The following is a 16,211-nucleotide window of genomic DNA, read 5'->3' on the forward strand; positions in this document are numbered from 1 at the left end:
GATGAACACCGCAATCGAAGACCTCAGTCCCGACCTGCGCCTTGGCGTGCAGGCTTACAGCTTTCTTGTGGCCGACAAAGGCCCTGGCGCCTATTCGTTTTCCGACTTTGCCGACATCATCAACGCCCGCTATGACTCGCCCAACGCGCGCACCATCGCCGACGCCTTCCGCGCCGTGCCAGATGGCGCTTTGACGATCAACGCGAACCGCACGGTCTCGGTTGATCTGCCGGACCTGCGCAACATGGGCTTGCTGCAAGAAGCACTGGATGCTACGCCTGCGAGGCAGCAAGAAGCGCCCGCCTCTGGCGGCGCAAAGGCAAAGGCAGGGGCAAAGAAAGAGTTGCAAGACAAGGCCCCGCCGCGCGACTTCCGCCAGGAGTTCACCGACAAAGTGATTGCCGCCATCGACTCCAGCAACGCACTGCCGTGGGACAAGCCTTGGTACACGATGCAGGGACTGCCGCGCAACGCAGTGTCCGACAAACCCTACGCTGGCGGCAACCGCGTCGTGCTGGGCCTAGCGGCGATGGAAAAGGGCTACACCGACCCGCGCTGGATGACCGTCAAGCAGTCGAACGACTTGGGCGGACATGTCCGCAAGGGCGAAAAAGGCGTGATGATTGAGCGCTGGGACAACAAGCCGTTCTGGACGCGCAAGGATGTCGAACTCACGCTCGGCGGGCGCGTTGTCGCGGTCGACGCGAAGCGCGGGGTCGATGCTGAGGGCGTGCATCTGGTCGGCGGGCGCGTCGTGTCGCCAGGTCAGATCACGGTCACACACGAACAACGCACAGGGGCCGGGGTTATGTCCCGCGACTACACCTGGAAACAGGCCGAGCGCGATCTGAACTTACTGGTCGGGCGCAGCTACGTCGTGTTCAACGCGGAGCAATGCGAGGGCCTCAACCTGCCGCCACTCGCCCCCCGCCAGAACATCCCGGTCGTTGAGCGCGGCGAGCGGCTGATGGCCGCGATGCAGGAAGACGGTCTGCGCTTTGTGCACCAAGGGTCAAGTGCGTATTACTCCCCGGCAGGGGATTTGATCGCCCTCCCCCCACGCGATACGTTCAAGTCGGTTGAGGGCTATTACGGCACGGCGCTGCACGAAATGGGACACGCCACGGGCGCTGAGAAGCGGTTGAACCGTGAGGGCATTACCGGCAAGCATGCGTTCGGCTCCGAGGGGTACGCCAAGGAAGAACTGCGCGCCGAGCTTTTCTCGGCGTTCATGTCGGCGGAAACCGGCATCCCGCACGACGATGACCAGCACACCGCCTATCTGCAGTCCTGGGCCAAGGTGCTCAAGCAGGATAAGAACGAAATCTTCCGGGCCGCAGCCGAAGCGGGCAAGGCGGTGGACTACGTACTCGCCAAAGAGCAGGCCCTGCAGATCACGCAGGAACGGCAGGCTTCGGTAAATGTGGCGGAATTGGCGGCTGACTCAGTACAACAGCCCAAACCGGCGCAAGGCAAGCTCAAGACCATCGAGATCGACGCGCCCGCGCATTGGGGCAGCGCTCTGGTCAACCGCGATGAAAGCGGACTGGGCGAGAGCGAAGCCGCCTGCGTCAAGGACTGGGTCGGAAAGCAAGGCGTCGGCTGGCCGGTCTCCATGTCCGATCCTTTCATGGGGCGTCACGAAGGCTTGCTCACCGAGATGGCAACCTATTCCTTCCTGGTGCCAGAAAAAGACATCGGCCCGAGCGTGGACGGCGGGCTGAATCCAGAGGCAGGCAAACCCACGGGTAAACCGCCAACCCTGCATGAAGCCCTGGAAGCCAGCGGGTGGGAGCGCAAAAAGGGCGGCTCCTACGAAAAGACCTTCCTGCTGGACAAGAACCGAAACAAAGGCGGCGAGTTCACGCACGGCAAGGGAACCGTCGAGAAAATCCTGAACGTCAATACCCGGTCCAGTGGCTTTGTGATCGCACAGGGATGGGACGACATTCCCGTCCCCGTCAAGGACGGCTTGTCGCCGACGGAGCGCGTCGCTGAACTCGACCAGGCGGCCAAACAGCTTCTGATGGCTGAGCATGGAAAAAGTCTGGGCGTGACGGCCATTCGCGGCAAGGGTGAGCCCGAGGTTCAATCCGCACCCTCCGCGTCCGACAGGATGCAGGAGGCACTTCTGCGTGAAAATGAATTGCTGTCCAAGCAGCCTCACGAACTGACCTTTGCCGAGTTCGCCACCGTTGCCACGGCGCAGAAACTCGGCCCGAACCATGGGCGGGAGTGGGCCGTGTTCAACGGCAGCGCGCAGCGTGGTGAACTGATGGGCTATGCCGAGGGGCCGACCGCAGAGGATGCCCTGCGCATGATGCACAAAAACCGGGTCAATAACGCGCTGTACGACCACATGCTAGATGCGGTTCGCCCGCCAGGCATGGAACCCAAAAGCATGCCGCCTCAGCATGTGCTCGATGAATACCCCGATCTGAAAGAGAAGTTCGCGCCGGCCATCGAAGAGCATCGTCAGATCCTCGCCAAGGAAGACCGAAAGGCAGCGGAGTTGGGATTCAAGCCGGAGCAGCGCGACATCCCATCGCGCCCGTCCCGCCCTGCCCCGCGCGCGACCGTGGGGTTGGAACGCTGACGCGCAGTGCCGCCCTTTCTCATATCCGAGCAAGCGGGACTTCCGCTTGCTCTTCTTAAATAGATCATGAAAAAACTCTTCCTCGCATCTACCCTCGCCGCAGCTTTCATTGCCCCTGCTTTTGCGGGTGGCTTGAGCGTGACCGGCGGCATCGCGACATCAAGCATCCGAGCCGGTGGCGTTTCAGCCTCGGTTCCGCAGGCTGCTCTGGGTGTTTCCGATCAAGCTGGCCCGGTCGCCTTCGGCGGCAATCTGGCCGACGGCCACGGCGAAGGTGTCTATGCCCGACAGTTCTCCGTGTTTGCGGGCATGCCAGTGACTGTCAGCAAGTCTGCTGCCGTGACCCCGTATGCCGAAATCGGCTACGACAAGATCAACGCCTACACCGCCAAGCACGTTGCTGTTGGCGTCAAGGCTGCGGTCGATGCAGACCCGGTTGAACTGTTCGGCGGCGCGAAGGTTGGACGCTCGTTCGGGGTGTCCGGCGTGCCCGGCGCTGAAAACGGCACTTACCTGGGCGCAAACGCGGGCGTGGGCTTTGCGGCTGGCTCTGGCATGGTGCAGGTCGGCTACGACTACACCCGCTTGCCCGTGTCCGCTGGCCTGAACATCGACGTCAGCCGCTTCAGCGTCGGCTACGCGATGACGTTCTAAACCCCGCACTTTGTCGCGCAGCACAAGCCCGGCCACAGGGATGCGCGCCGGGCTTTTTTGTTGCCGGTCTCGCGCATATCAAGGTATCCAACCAACCCCAAGGGGCAAAGAAATGAGCACACACCAACCCGACCTGTACCACATCCCCCGCGCGCAGAAGGACATCACCCGCTTCGTGTGGACGGCCCTGGGCCTGTTCACCATGATCGTGCTGGTCTCGATGTGGGCCGCCACGGAATACGCCGCCTGGGCATTGCAGTGGAGTCCGATGCTGGGCAAACCCATGATCGCGCCCGCCGTGTATTTCCCGTTCGACATCCTGGTGTGGACGTGGAAATACAACTCGCTCGACTACGGCCTGGCGGTCATGAAAGTCTTTGAGCACGCGCACCTCATCATGGGTGTGGGCGGGCTTCTGTCGCTGCTGATGCCGGTGGCCCTGGCATTCCGGCGCACGCGCAAGGCTGCAGGCGAGAAGAACGATCTGCACGGTTCGGCGCACTGGGCCGAACCCGAAGAGGTCGAGGCCACCGGACTGCTGCCCGATGAAAAGAATGCAGGCGGGGTGTTTTTTGGCGATTACGACGACCAGTACCTGCGCCATGCTGGGCCTGAACACATCCTGGCGTTCGCGCCAACGCGCTCCGGCAAGGGCGTGGGCATCATCCTGCCCACGCTGCTGTCCTGGAAGCATTCGGTGCTGGTCAACGACATCAAGGGCGAATGCTGGCACTTCACATCCGGCTGGCGCAGCAAGGCGTTGGGTCAGCGCTGCATCAAGTTCGACCCGGCCAGCCCGGATTCGGCCCGCTTCAATCCGCTCATGGAAATCCGCATGGACGGCAATCTGATCAAGGACGTACAGAACATCGCCACCATGATTGTCGACCCTGACGGCAAGGGCCTGAACGACCACTGGGCCAAGACCGGCTTCGACCTGATGACGGGCATCGTGCTGTTCGTGCTGTTGTATGACCCAATCAAGGACAAGTCGCTTTCCACCGTGCAGGCCATTCTGTCCGACGGCGGGCCGATCCGCGAGCTTGCCGAGCAACTGGCCGACGCTGCCGCAGACCAAGAGGGCGGCGGGGGCAAGCGCATGGAAGGCTCTGCCGCCGTGATGACGGCGATTCGGGATACGGCGCATGCCATGCTCAACGACGGACTGGCCGATGAGTTCTCGGCGCACGGCTGGCGGGCCGCGGCGCAGGCCGCGCAGTCGTTCCTGAACAAAGCGGGCAATGAGGCGTCGGGCGTGCAGTCCACCGCGCTGTCGTTCCTGTCGCTCTACCGCGATCCGATCGTGGCCGAGAACACGCGGGTTTCGGATTTCACGCTGGAATCGCTGATGCAGCAGGCCACCAGCCTGTACCTGGTGGTCTCGCCATCGGACAAGGACCGTCTGAAGCCACTCCTGCGCCTGATCTTGAACCAGACCGTTCGGCGACTCACCGAGAGCATGGACTTTGATGAGGGTGGCGGCAAGTCGCGCTACCCGCACCGGCTGCTGCTGGCCATCGACGAGTTTCCGTCGCTGGGCAAGCTGGACGTGTTCCAGGAAGCGCTGGCGTTCATCGCGGGCTATGGCATGAAGGCATTGCTCATCGTTCAAGATTTGAGCCAGCTTTATGCGGCCTACACCAAGGACGAATCCATCATCAGCAACTGCCACATCCGCATCGCCTACGCGCCCAACAAGATTGAGACGGCGGAGCTGCTGAGCAAGATGGCGGGCACGGCCACGGTGGAGCATACGCAGCGGCAGTATTCGGGCAACCGCCTGGCTGTGGTGCTGCAGAACGTCAACACGAATGAGCAGATCGTGTCTCGCCCGCTACTGACAGCAGACGAATGCATGCGCCTGCCGCCCGAGGATGAACTGGTGTTCGTGGCCGGTCATGCGCCGATCTATGCAAAAAAGATCATCTATTACAAAGACCCCGAATTCGCCGCCCGCTGCGCCGTGCCGCCGCCAAAAGAGACAGGCAGGGGCAAGGATTGAGTTCTTGCCGCTTCGGTCAGCCCGGCCAGCCGCAAGGTTCGCCGGGCTTTTTCTATTCGTGCCGCCCCCGTGCATATCCCTATGCGTGGGGCGCCCGCTCCACGCTGACCGCGCGGGTCACACCGCGTCCATCTCTTGGAGATATGCATCATGATGAAAGAAAACGGCAAGCTTGAAAAACCCATCCTCATCGCCGGGGCCGGGCGGAACAAGCAGACTGGCGAGGAAGCTGACAGGGCGTCTGAAAAGGCGATCCAGTCGGCGATTGACGCCGCCCGCGGCAAGATCGAAAAAAACCTGATCTCCCCATCCGCCATCTGGCTGGCTGCGGACAAGGCGGAAGAACGGCTTGAAGCGCTCAAAATCCCCGCGGCTGACCGCCCCGGTGCTGTGGTTTACATCAAGCCTGAAGGGCCGACAGCAAAAGCCTATAAGTACTCGCAAAACACCCTGGAAGCTCAGATTGAGCGCAAGCGTGACGGCTGGGTGATGACCCACGTCGCCCGCACGATCGTCTGGCCACGGCAACCGGAAAAAGAGCATTTGCTTTTGACTCAAAAGCAGTACGACATCGCCAAGGCGCGCGCAGAGCGGCCTGAGAAGCTTGTACTCCACGTCCAGGAACCCAAGCAACCCAAACCGCAGCCGCAGCGCGCCCCTGATCAGGGTGTTGGCATCGGCGGGTAAGCCGACAGCCGCTTGAATCAGGCCCGGCCAGCCGCAAGGTTCGCCGGGCCATCTTTCGTGAGGCCAACATGAAGATCACCATTCGCCACGGGAACTGGCATCGTCTGCGCTGGCCTGCCGTCCTTGGCCTGATCGTCGCGTCAGCGATCGGTTCTGCCTGGGCGACCGGATGGCGGTTCAACACCACCCCCAGCGAGCCGCTGGGCTTATACCGCTTGGCGCCCGTGACGGCGCAGACTGTGATTCGTCGCGGCGACCTGATTTCATTTTGTCCCCCTGTGGCGCTCTATCCGTTCATGGTTCATGGCGCGTGCCCCAACGGCGGTGCGCCGTTTCTGAAAACCGTTGTCGGCGTGCCGGGCGATGTGGTGGACGTGTCATCGGCAGGGGTGTCGGTCAACGGGCATTTGCTGCCCCAGAGCCGAGTGATTGTTCGCCCCAAGGCTTGGCCAGGGCTGACGCTGCCCGCTGATTTCGGTGTACACCGGCTTGCGGATGGCGAGTATTGGACGTTTGGTTCTGGCGATCCGAAGGTGTCGTTCGACAGCCGGAATTGGGGGGTGGTGCAGCGGGATCGGGTGATTGCACGGTCGGCGGGCTGAGTTCGCTACGCTTGCGGTTGCACGATTGATTCGACACCGCCCATGCCTAGCCCTTCCGCCCTCGACATCCGCCGCCGCCTCACCGCCTTCGCCAAGGAATGGGCCAACGCCCAGCGAGAGGCTGCCGATGCCAAGACTTTCTGGCTACGCTTCTACGAGTGTTTTGGCATTCGCGCCGAGTCGGCCACCATCTACGAAAAAGCCGTGGACAAGCTCGGCGGCGCGCGCGGCTTCATCGACAGCTTCATCCCCGGCAAGCTCATCGTCGAACACAAGAGCCGGGGCAAAGATCTCGACAAAGCCTTTGACCAGGCCGCCGACTATTTTCTGGCCCTGCCCGAAGCCGAGCGCCCGCGCTTCATCATTACCTCCGACTTCGCCCGCATCCGCCTGTACGACCTGCGCGAAGGCCAGCATTGGGAAACGTCCCTCAAGAGTCTCCCGGGCAAGGCCAACTGGTTCAGCTTCCTGCTCGAAGACGAGGCCCCGCAGATCGTTGAAGAATCGCCCATCAACCGCAATGCCGCCTACGCCATTTCAAAGCTGCATGAAGGGCTGCTTGAAGCCGGTTTCAAAGGGCGCGATCTCGAAGTCTTCCTCACCCGGCTGCTGTTCTGCCTGTTCGCCGACGACACCGGCATCTTTGGCGATAACGGCCTGTTCCGCCGCCTGGTCGAGCGCACCCGCGCCGACGGCAAAGACCTCGGCGCCACGCTCTCCCAACTCTTCGACGTGCTCAACACCGCCGAAGCCGAGCGCCAGTCCACCCTCGACGACGACCTGCGCGCCTTCGCCTATGTCAACGGCAGCCTGTTCGCCGAGCGCACCCGCATTCCCGCCTTTGACGCTGCGCTGCGCACCCTGCTCATGCGCTGCATCGACCTCGACTGGTCGGGCATTTCCCCGGCCATCTTCGGCGCCATGTTCCAGGGCGTGCTCGAAGCGCACTCGCCGGACGAACGCCGCCAGGCCAGCCGCCGCGAACTCGGCGCGCACTACACCAGCGAGCGCAACATCCTGCGCGTGCTTAGGCCCCTGTGCATGGACGACCTGCGCGACGAACTCACCGCCGCCCGCCACAGCAAACCCCGGCTGCAAGCCCTGTACGACAAGCTGCCCACGCTGACCTTTTTCGACCCCGCCTGCGGCTGCGGCAACTTTCTGGTCATCGCCTACCGCGAACTGCGCCGCTTGGAGAACGAAGTCATCGAGCTGCTGTTCAGCAAAGGCGGGCAGACGCGCGGCCTGCTCGACGTCTCCACCCTGTCGCGCCTGCGCGTGAGCCAGTTCTACGGCATCGAGATTGACGAGTCCGCCGCGCACATCGCCCGCGTGGCGCTGTGGATCACCGACCACCAGATGAACCTCGAAGCCGCCGAGCGCTTCGGCACCACCCGGCCCACCGTGCCGCTGGTCGATAGCCCGCACATCCACCACGCCAACGCCCTGCGCACCGACTGGGCCGAGGTGCTTGAGCCCGAGCAGTGCCGCTATGTGCTGGGCAATCCGCCGTTTGTGGGCAAGAGCAACCAGAGCGACGAGCAGAAGGCCGACATGGCACCGGTGTTCGCCAAGGTCAAAGGTGCGGGCGTGCTCGATTTCGTCGCCGCCTGGTACGCCAAAGCCGCCGCCTACATTCAGCGCAACCCGGCAATCGACGTGGCCTTCGTCTCCACCAACTCCGTCACCCAGGGCGAGCAGGTGGCCGCGCTATGGCCCACGCTGTTGCAGGCCGGGGTGAAGATTCGCTTCGCCCACCGCACCTTTCAGTGGAGCAATGAAGGCAAGGGCATTGCCGCGGTGCATTGCGTCATCATTGGCTTCGGCCTGCGCGAGCCCGAGCGCTGCACCCTGTTCGATTACAGCGAAGACATCAAGAGCGACGGCCAGCGCATCGCGGCCAAGCGCATCAATCCGTATCTGGTGGATGCGCCGGATGTGGTGATGACCAGCCGCAGAACGCCGATACAGAACGTGCCGGAGATGGTTTACGGCAGCAAGCCGACGGACGGCGGGCATTTGCTGCTCTCACCGGAAGAACGTGCCGCGCTGTTGCAGAGCGAACCGCATGCGGCCAAGTGGATACGTCCGTTTCTCGGTGCGGACGAGTTCATCAACAAACTGCCGCGTTACTGCCTGTGGATGGTGGGCATTTCTCCGACAGATTTGCGCGCCATGCCCGAGGTTTATCGCCGGGTGCAGGCGGTCAAAGCGATGCGACTCAAAAGCACCAAGCTGCCTACGCAGGAAAGCGCTGCCACGCCATATCTGTTTCAAGAGATCCGCCAACCTGACGAAGGGCGCCTGATTATTGTGCCCTGTCACTCATCTGAAACAAGGGAATACATACCGCTTGGTTATGCGGATGTATCGACGATCATCGGCAACGCCAACCTGATGATCCCCGACGCCACGCCCTACCACTTCGCCCTCCTCAACAGCACGTTGCACAACGCCTGGCTGCGCGCCGTGGGCGGCAGGCTCGAAAGCCGCTATCGCTATTCCGCCAGCATCGTTTACAACAACTTCCCCTGGCCCGAGCCGACCGAGGCGCAGCGCGCCGCCATCGAGGCCGCGGGCCACGCCATACTCGACGCCCGCGCCCGCTATCCAGACGCCACCCTGGCCGACCTCTACGACCCGCTGACCATGCCCGCCGAACTGCGCAAAGCCCACCAGGCCAACGACCGCGCCGTGGACGCCGCCTATGGCTACAAAGGCGACCGCGCCGACGCCCCGCGCGTGGCGTTTTTGTTCAGCCTGTATCAGCGGCTGACGAGTCTGCTGCCGCCCCTGAAAAAGCGGGATCGGCGCGAGGCGCCGATATGACCCGCTCCGAACTGATCGACAGCCTGCTGGAAAACCACCCTCACCTTGTGCGCAAAGATGCCGAAGAGGCTGTAGAAGTCATTTTGAGCGTCATCATGCGGGCGGTGGCCGAGGGAAAGCGGGTGGAAATTCGAAACTTCGGCGTTTTCAGCGCTTCGCTGCGCAAGGCTCATCTAGCGCGCAATCCGAGGACGGGCGAGCCTATGCAGAAGGCAGCGACCCGGTTTCCAAAATTCAAACCGGGCAAGCCATTGCAGGGGCTGGAGCCGTCCGCGTCGTCGGACAAGTAAAAAAAGAGCGGCCTCAGCCGCCCTTCCCTGCGATGCTCTGCTCTCAACTCCCCGAGTACGGCGGCAGAATCATCGTCCGGTTGACCAGCACATTGAACGTGTAGCCAGGCCGGATGTTGAGCGTCGGCTGAATGTTCAGGTTCTTGTTGAGCAGGTTCGTCCCGACGGTATCGATCTGCTGCGACAAGGCTCCTGCAGCCTGCTGGCTGGCACTTGGCGTGGTCAGTGCGCTGCCGGTCTGCGGTTGGCTCAACTGCGCCCCCACCCCCAGCATGCTCATCAGAATGGCGCTGCCGAAGATGCGCGCGTAGTGGTTGTCCACCTGATCGGACAAGCCGCTTTCGCCCTGCCCGTCCGCGCCGATCATGCCCTTGAGGTCGATCATCGATCCGTTGGGGAAAATCAGCCGGTTCCAGGCCACCAGCACGCGGCTCTGGCCATAGGCCACGTCGCTGCTATACGAGCCGATAACTTTGGTGCCTTGCGGAATCAGGACAACGCTCGGGTTCAGGCTGTCGTACACGGTCTGCCGCACCATGCCGGTGATCGTCCCCGGCAAGTCGCTATCAATGCCGGTTTGCAACACGGCAGGAATGACCGAGCCGGCAAATAGTTCATGGTTGGACGCCTTGGGCTGCACAGCGGCTTGCAGATAGCCGTTGCCGTCCTTGTTCTGCTGCACGTCCAGGAAACCTTGATTGCTGGACTGCGCACCAGCGCCGCCCATCCCGCTCGCCCCATTCATCCCACTCAGCGCAGCCATCAATTTGCGCACATTGGGATCGTTCGCGGCCTGCGGGTTTTGCGCCATGGCTTGCGACAGTTGATGCTGCAACGCCAGCAAGTCTTGCGGACTGGCCTGGTTCGTCCCGGCAGTCTGCATCAAGCCCTTTCCGCCGACGCCGGTCTCCGCCAGGTTGGCGCTTTGGTCCGCCAGCACAAGCCCTTCCAGGCGCTTGTAATGCTGGTCAACCAGCCACTGGTGATATTTCTGCGCGGGCGTCAAAGCCGTCGGTTGACCCGGTTGCAGCGTGGCGCCCTGCGGATGTGCCAGTGCAGCCCCTGCACCGCTGGCTGTAGGCGCGGGAGCGGATGCGGCGGTCGCCTGTGTGACAGCGCCGCGCACGGTGAACGCGCTCGTTTGCGCCGCGCTCGGTGCGGGCGGCGTACTCATGCCGACCTGATCCGTGCTGCTGGCTGACAAGGCTTCGGAAGGAGCGGACTTGTTGCCCGATGTGGCGATGCCGATCAGGATCAACGCGCTGAGCACGGTCAACCCACCGAACATCAGCGTCTTGCTTTTCTTGGACAGGCGCTTGCCTTGCTTCGGGTCGGCCTTGAGCTTCATGCCCTTGCCCTTTCCGTCGCCTTTGCCCCCATCTTTTCCGCCCTTGGTCTTTCCCGGCCCGATCACGTCAGCGATCGGGGGAAGTTCTGCGGCGGGCGCGGTGGGGACGGGCAGCGCTGCCCCTTCAATTGCGCCTGCGGGTTGGTTGTCGTCATTCATGTTTCTTGCCTCTGTGTTGGGGGCTCGCTGCCGCAGATGGATCAGCGCGCCCAGCCGAAGAAGCCGGCGCTGCTTTGCCCGCCGTGCTGGCACACCACGGTGTGCGCGTTCTTTCCGACACCCAGCGTCAGGTTGAATTTGCTCGGCAGGCCGTCAAGAACGTAGTAGCCATGCACCAGGCGACTGTTCATCAGTTCGGTGTTGCCATTGCTGGTGTTGAACACAGCGGGCGCATCGGTGAATTTCATCGACTGCGGCATCTGCAGGTAGGTGTGGCCGCCACCGGCAAACACGCGCACCGGCAGCATGTTCGTATCGTCATTGCCGTTATCCGCGGTGCAGGTGAAATCAAAGTCCAGCTTGGCCGGGTCGATGTTGCCCAGCGGGGCAACCACGGCCTGCTTCTTGGCTTCGGCTTTGGCTTGTTCGGCGGCGCGTGCTTGTGCGGCCTGCTGCTGCATGTTGATGACCAGTTGCTGCGGGTCGTAGTAGCCGACCAGTGGCACATAGTCGTGCGCATCACTTTTCAGGGTCATGTAGTAGACCCGTCCGGCATCGGTGGTCACGACCAGATTGGTGACCAGCCCGGCTTGCGTCGGCTTGACGATCACAATGGGTCGCTCCCCGGCATTCGTGGGTTGCACCAGCCAGCGCACCGAGTCGCCGATGCTCAGGCTGGTGATGTGCTCGCCGGTCAGCAGGTTGATGACGCAGACATGCAGCGGGGCGCAGGTGATGGTGGGGCGACTTTGGCCGTAGGCGTACATCACTTGCCCGTTCGTACCGATGATGTCATTGGCGACGCCGGTTTGCAGCCATTGCTGTGCGGCGGCGTCGGTCGCCCGGTACGACAGCGGCACGGGCGGGGTCTGGTTCACCAGTTCATGACTGGTGCGCCCGTTGTCGGGCGTGCCGACCGGGATCGCCCGGTGGACGACGCGAAAACGCTGGAGTTCATGGCTGACGCGCCCGTTGTCAGGCGCCGACCCGCCAGCAAAGGCAGGGGCAAAGAAAGAGGCCGACAGGGCGACGGCAAGAAGAGTGCGTTTCATGGGGGTTTCTCCGGGGGATGGAATCGGGGTGGATCAGGACACGCTCTGCGTCCAGTTCAGGGACTGAATGAAAATGCCCAGCGGGTTGTCGAGCATGACTTGCGGCTTGTCGGCCAGCTTGGCGTCCACGCCGACGGTGATCTGCGCTTTCCAGTGCGTCGTCGTGCTGTTCTGCCCGGGGATGGCTTTGACTTCCGTCCAGTTCACCTGGTAGGTGTTGGCGCCCGTCGGCAACACGCTGTTGACCTGCGGGTTGACGGTGTAGGCCGCACCGAACGGGCTGTTGGCCTTGAACCAGTCGCTGACCGTGCTGGCGGCATTGCTGGACAGCATGGCGTAGCTGCGGTTGAGCAGCGTTTGCTGCGCGGTCTGGTCGGGCAACACCATGCGGGTGTTGACGATCCAGTTGGCAAGTTGCGCTTCGATGATGCGCTGAGTCACGCCAGAGCCGTTGCTGGGTTGGGCCACTGCAATCGGGCTGCCCATCTTGTCGATGGCAACGACAAAGGGCTTGATCTTGCTCTGCGCGCCGATGTAGGCCACACCCGCTACGGCGACGGACGCCACGGCAAGTGCGGCAATGGCGGCGATGCGCCAGGACTTGGCGCGGGCGATCTGGTCGCCGTAGCGCTCGTCCCACTCGCGGCGGGCATTGAGGTAAGGGTTGGCTTGAGCCATGTCGGGTTCTCCTTCAAGGATGGGAACTGCTTGAGTGGATATACGCAGGGGCGGCACGGCGTGAGGACGCGGGGCGGATTCCCCAGGCGCGCTGCAGATCGAGGCCGACAGTCCAGCCGAGTTCTGATGAGCGGCGAAGGCTGCGCACAAAGTGATGCACGGCCTTGTTTTGTGGCGGCGGCACTTTCGTGCGCGCGGTGATGGGCGGGCTGCTGCTGGACATTTCGGCATCTCCGAATGTGTTGGGATGCTGGGATATACGCAGGGGCGGCAGATCGGTGATCAGAACGTCAGCGCGTAGCCGATGCGGTACTCGGCAGTCCGGATGTGCAGACCACTGTCCTGGCTGATCGGCAAATTCATCAGTCGCGCGCCGACGGTCAGCGCGCCAGGGCCAAAGCGCAGGGAGGCGCCGATGTCGGCTGCGGTGTAGAGCCCGCCGATGGTCGGGCGCTGCGTGTATTGGGTCGCGAAGTTGCGGCCAAACTCGAACGCAGCATGTAGCGAGACATCCGAGGTCGGCGCGTACAGATAGCCGATGCGCGCGCCGGCGTAGCCGCTCGCCATGCGCCAGCCGGGGCCGTCATGGAAGTAACTGCCGCTGTAGTCAATGCGGGTGTAACCCGTCACCAGGCCGGGCTGAATGGTTCCGATTGCCAGTGGCAAATTTCCGTTGATGGCAACGTGGGCGTCCGTGTCGCTCGCCGCTTCGCGTTTGCCGTGGGTGACGCTGGCGGTGACGTCGTACCCGTCAGGTAGCTCTGCTTGAGCGGCCAGGTGCAGCGCGGGCACGCTCGACGACAAACCGTTTCCGGTGTTCAGGCTGACGTTGGCGTAGCCCACGGTCAGTGTGGCGGCGTGGGCGGTGGCGAGACTGGCCGCGAGCAGGGTTGCGGCAGCGTAGATTGCGGTGGGTGTGCGCATGACGGCATGTCCAGGAATGGGAGATACCGGGATATGCGCGGGGGCGGCACTTTGCTTTCTTGCCCCCTGGTCTTATCTCGCACGCAACGCGGGTACGTTTGCCGATTGATTTGGCGTTCAAGGCGCAGCCGAGAACGCTGCCTTTCGGGTCTCGGGCGGAGCCTGAGCAGGTGGGGACGGGGCACAAACGCAGAAACCGACAAGCGAAGCGCGGGCGGTTTCGAGGATTGTGGCCACGGCCCCCTACCCTGTACTTGTTTTTTATCTGTCTTATGGTGGTTAATTGAAAACAGGGGTTCGCGTAGCGGTTAGAAAGCGGTTGAAAACAGGTTCGTGTAGCGGTTAGAAAGCGGTTGCAAACAGGTTCGTGTAGCGGTTCGAAAGCGGTTGCAAACAGGTTCGTGTAGCGGTTCGAAAGCGGTTCTCCAATTTTTGCCGGTGTTTGGCATAACCAGGCATGGACGCCATCAGTGAGCTAAAGATGAACCCGAAACCCGAAAAATCGCAGAAAATGTCCCGCACCTCCTACCTCCTGGGGATCGATCTTGACCAGTTGAAATCGCACAAGGACGCGGCAGGCGCGGCGCTCGACCTGGAACCGCACTCGAACAAGATTGCGGAAATGCTCGACAGCGGCGTTTCCTCTGTCACGATTCTCAAAATCGTGAGCGCGCGTCTCGGGGTAAGCCATCATGTGGCCGTCCGCGCCATTCAAATCTGCCTCAACGGGACTGGCGTCGAATTCAAATTGCCGCGCGGTCACCGCCCAAAAAAGAATGAAATGGGCGATGATCTGCAACAAGCCAAATCGGTTGCGGCAACCGCACCCCAACCCCAAGGGGCAAAGAAAACCACAAACGACACCCAGCCCGCCGCGCCTTCGGCCCCGCCTGCGCCTGCCGCGAAAGCTGCGGGTGCCCCCGCGCGTCCGGCCCCGTCCGTTTCTACAGCCAAGACCCCATCACCCGCCCCGTTCCCAGACATCCCGCGCGGCGAGTTGACCCACACGGAACGCTCGGAGCTTGCCAAGAAGTGGATTGCCGCGCAGTTTGGTGACCGGCATCCGACGCAGGTCAAGCCCGACGAGTTGACGCCCGCCGCGCAGGAATGGCTGGAAAAGCTGTGGGACAAGCCAGCGCCGGTCAATCAGAAAACCGGCCAACCCTATTCGTTCAAGCAATTCACCCCGGACGGGCGGATCACCTACGACGAACCGTGGTGGCCGCCGGAAGCGGTGGCGATGGAAAACAGCAAGAGTGGCTATCTGCCGGTGCATGACGCGCAAACGCGGGCCACTATCAAGAAGTACGGGTTGCACCTGAGGACCCGCGATCAGCGGAATGTAGAAGTCGTGGACAAAAACGGGAAAGTCCAGGTGGGCGGGATCGCGGTGAACGACTTTGCCTGCCTGATCAGGCAGGTGCGCGAAATCGAGGATTTGATCGAGAGGCAGAAGAAGCTCGGCATCCCTTATTGATTCGCCGTGCCGCCCTCGCGCATATCCAGTTGTGTACCTACCAACTGGAGATCGTGATGATCAAAACCTATTTCGTGGACGGCGACAAGGGCGGCGTCGGCAAAAGCTTCACCGCGCGAACCCTCGCCGACATGCTGATGCAGGCCGAGCGTTTCCATTTACCGCACCCGGCCAAGCGCCTGCTGGTTGTTGATGCAGATGAGATGAATCAGGACGTGTGCGGGCCGGGCGGATTCGTCGATGAGCGTGTCGGCAATTGCGATGTCTCCACCGTGATGCGCGGCATCGAAACGCCCGAGCAGTGGGTTTCCGTCGGGAATGAGGTCTTCGGCCTGATTCAGGGTTGGCCCGAAGACGAGGAAGGCCGGATCGTGTTTTCTCTGCCTGCCGGGGCCGGTCTCGCCATTGCGCAGGCGGGTGAAGTCACCGAGGTCATGTCAGCGCTGAACGCCGTGCACGTCTGGGTGATCGGCACCGACCATGAGTCGGTGCGGCAGTTGCAGGATCGTTTCAACCAGTTCCCCAAGTTTTATGAACGCGGGTTCGTCGTCCTCAATATGCGTCACGGCACGCGGGACAAGTTTGCGCATTGGAACAACAGCGGAACCAGAACGCAGGCCCTTGCGAGCGGCTGGCGCGAAATCGAATTGCCGGTGCTCACGCCATTCGTCGCTGCTGAGTTGTCGCGCACGCCGCTGCACCATGCCGAGATCAACAAGGCGGTCAACGGCGGCAAGCGTCTCGGCCTGGGTTCCTTGATCGCCGTCAAGACCTTTCGCGGGATCGCCGGTCAGCGGCTGGCCGAGATGGAACGGGAAGCCGTCAGCAAGGAGTCTGAGCAGTCGGAAGAGCCGGACGCCCCTTTGCCTGGTCACTTCGCCGTCCGTCCTGACGTTGAGGAAATTTGAGGGCA

At 62.5% G+C, this 16,211-nt stretch carries 14 protein-coding genes; 9 read left to right on the plus strand and 5 right to left on the minus strand.

The genetic code is table 11. From position 1 onward, the window contains the following. Position 1 precedes the first annotated feature (1 nt). The 7 genes from B3H47_RS09420 (at position 2) to B3H47_RS09450 (ending at position 9,660) form a co-directional block, all read left to right on the plus strand. Complete coding sequence (locus B3H47_RS09420) at positions 2-2,596, plus strand: ArdC family protein (RefSeq protein WP_286986811.1); 2,595 nt, start codon at positions 2-4, stop codon at positions 2,594-2,596. A gap of 66 nt (positions 2,597-2,662) precedes the next feature. Beyond that, positions 2,663-3,250, plus strand: a complete 588-nt coding sequence (locus B3H47_RS09425) for a hypothetical protein (protein WP_064971532.1) — start codon at positions 2,663-2,665, stop codon at positions 3,248-3,250. Positions 3,251-3,362: 112 nt separating this feature from the next. After that, on the plus strand, positions 3,363-5,252 hold the full coding sequence (locus tag B3H47_RS09430; protein ID WP_286986812.1) for a type IV secretory system conjugative DNA transfer family protein: 1,890 nt from the start codon (positions 3,363-3,365) through the stop codon (positions 5,250-5,252). Between the two features lie 150 nt (positions 5,253-5,402). Continuing rightward, a complete protein-coding gene (locus B3H47_RS09435; protein WP_286986813.1) occupies positions 5,403-5,939 on the plus strand; it encodes a hypothetical protein in 537 nt (178 codons plus the stop codon). 68 nt (positions 5,940-6,007) lie between these two features. After that, a complete protein-coding gene (locus tag B3H47_RS09440; RefSeq protein ID WP_286986814.1) occupies positions 6,008-6,541 on the plus strand; it encodes a S26 family signal peptidase in 534 nt (177 codons plus the stop codon). Between the two features lie 42 nt (positions 6,542-6,583). After that, entirely contained in the window at positions 6,584-9,370 is a 2,787-nt protein-coding gene (locus B3H47_RS09445; RefSeq protein WP_286986815.1) for a class I SAM-dependent DNA methyltransferase, read from the plus strand. Beyond that, a complete protein-coding gene (locus B3H47_RS09450; protein WP_286986816.1) occupies positions 9,367-9,660 on the plus strand; it encodes an HU family DNA-binding protein in 294 nt (97 codons plus the stop codon). Before B3H47_RS09445 ends, B3H47_RS09450 begins: the two co-directional genes overlap by 4 nt. A 43-nt stretch (positions 9,661-9,703) precedes the next feature. Here B3H47_RS09450 and B3H47_RS09455 read toward each other — a convergent pair whose 3' ends face one another. Genes B3H47_RS09455 through B3H47_RS09475 form a run of 5 tightly spaced genes read right to left on the minus strand, consistent with a single transcriptional unit; the run spans position 9,704 to position 13,821 of the window. Further along, positions 9,704-11,167, minus strand: a complete 1,464-nt coding sequence (locus B3H47_RS09455) for a TrbI/VirB10 family protein (protein WP_064971525.1) — start codon at positions 11,165-11,167, stop codon at positions 9,704-9,706. Positions 11,168-11,208: 41 nt separating this feature from the next. After that, complete coding sequence (locus B3H47_RS09460) at positions 11,209-12,219, minus strand: TrbG/VirB9 family P-type conjugative transfer protein (RefSeq protein WP_084440236.1); 1,011 nt, start codon at positions 12,217-12,219, stop codon at positions 11,209-11,211. Positions 12,220-12,252: 33 nt separating this feature from the next. After that, positions 12,253-12,897 carry a VirB8/TrbF family protein gene (locus tag B3H47_RS09465; protein ID WP_064971524.1) on the minus strand — a complete coding sequence of 215 codons (645 nt, stop codon included), beginning with the start codon at positions 12,895-12,897 and terminating at the stop codon, positions 12,253-12,255. 13 nt (positions 12,898-12,910) lie between these two features. Beyond that, positions 12,911-13,120 (minus strand): hypothetical protein, encoded by a 210-nt coding sequence (locus tag B3H47_RS09470; protein ID WP_156055190.1) that lies wholly within the window; start codon positions 13,118-13,120, stop codon positions 12,911-12,913. Between the two features lie 59 nt (positions 13,121-13,179). Beyond that, positions 13,180-13,821 (minus strand): hypothetical protein, encoded by a 642-nt coding sequence (locus B3H47_RS09475; RefSeq protein WP_064971523.1) that lies wholly within the window; start codon positions 13,819-13,821, stop codon positions 13,180-13,182. Between the two features lie 457 nt (positions 13,822-14,278). Between B3H47_RS09475 and B3H47_RS09480 the strand changes: the two genes are divergently transcribed. Together B3H47_RS09480 and B3H47_RS09485 are read left to right on the plus strand one after the other, a co-directional pair. Further along, positions 14,279-15,298, plus strand: coding sequence for a hypothetical protein (locus B3H47_RS09480; RefSeq protein ID WP_286986817.1), 1,020 nt, complete (start codon positions 14,279-14,281; stop codon positions 15,296-15,298). Next, the gene (locus B3H47_RS09485) at positions 15,295-16,206 is read left to right on the plus strand and encodes a hypothetical protein (protein WP_286986818.1); all 912 of its coding nucleotides are present in this window, start codon (positions 15,295-15,297) and stop codon (positions 16,204-16,206) included. The genes B3H47_RS09480 and B3H47_RS09485 overlap by 4 nt, the downstream gene beginning before the upstream one ends. Positions 16,207-16,211: the final 5 nt, after the last annotated feature.

Source organism: Thiomonas sp. UBA7699, assembly GCF_002482605.1.
GTDB lineage: Bacteria > Pseudomonadota > Gammaproteobacteria > Burkholderiales > Burkholderiaceae_C > Thiomonas > Thiomonas arsenitoxydans.

Bases quoted from the DNA above. Each gene is read 5' to 3' on its own strand.
- B3H47_RS09420 (WP_286986811.1), top strand. From the start codon at position 2: ATGAACACCGCAATCGAAGACCTCAGTCCCGACCTGCGCCTTGGCGTG.
- B3H47_RS09425 (WP_064971532.1), top strand. From the start codon at position 2,663: ATGAAAAAACTCTTCCTCGCATCTACCCTCGCCGCAGCTTTCATTGCC.
- B3H47_RS09430 (WP_286986812.1), top strand. From the start codon at position 3,363: ATGAGCACACACCAACCCGACCTGTACCACATCCCCCGCGCGCAGAAG.
- B3H47_RS09435 (WP_286986813.1), top strand. From the start codon at position 5,403: ATGATGAAAGAAAACGGCAAGCTTGAAAAACCCATCCTCATCGCCGGG.
- B3H47_RS09440 (WP_286986814.1), top strand. From the start codon at position 6,008: ATGAAGATCACCATTCGCCACGGGAACTGGCATCGTCTGCGCTGGCCT.
- B3H47_RS09445 (WP_286986815.1), top strand. From the start codon at position 6,584: ATGCCTAGCCCTTCCGCCCTCGACATCCGCCGCCGCCTCACCGCCTTC.
- B3H47_RS09450 (WP_286986816.1), top strand. From the start codon at position 9,367: ATGACCCGCTCCGAACTGATCGACAGCCTGCTGGAAAACCACCCTCAC.
- B3H47_RS09455 (WP_064971525.1), bottom strand. From the start codon at position 11,167: ATGAATGACGACAACCAACCCGCAGGCGCAATTGAAGGGGCAGCGCTG.
- B3H47_RS09460 (WP_084440236.1), bottom strand. From the start codon at position 12,219: ATGAAACGCACTCTTCTTGCCGTCGCCCTGTCGGCCTCTTTCTTTGCC.
- B3H47_RS09465 (WP_064971524.1), bottom strand. From the start codon at position 12,897: ATGGCTCAAGCCAACCCTTACCTCAATGCCCGCCGCGAGTGGGACGAG.
- B3H47_RS09470 (WP_156055190.1), bottom strand. From the start codon at position 13,120: ATGTCCAGCAGCAGCCCGCCCATCACCGCGCGCACGAAAGTGCCGCCG.
- B3H47_RS09475 (WP_064971523.1), bottom strand. From the start codon at position 13,821: ATGCGCACACCCACCGCAATCTACGCTGCCGCAACCCTGCTCGCGGCC.
- B3H47_RS09480 (WP_286986817.1), top strand. From the start codon at position 14,279: ATGGACGCCATCAGTGAGCTAAAGATGAACCCGAAACCCGAAAAATCG.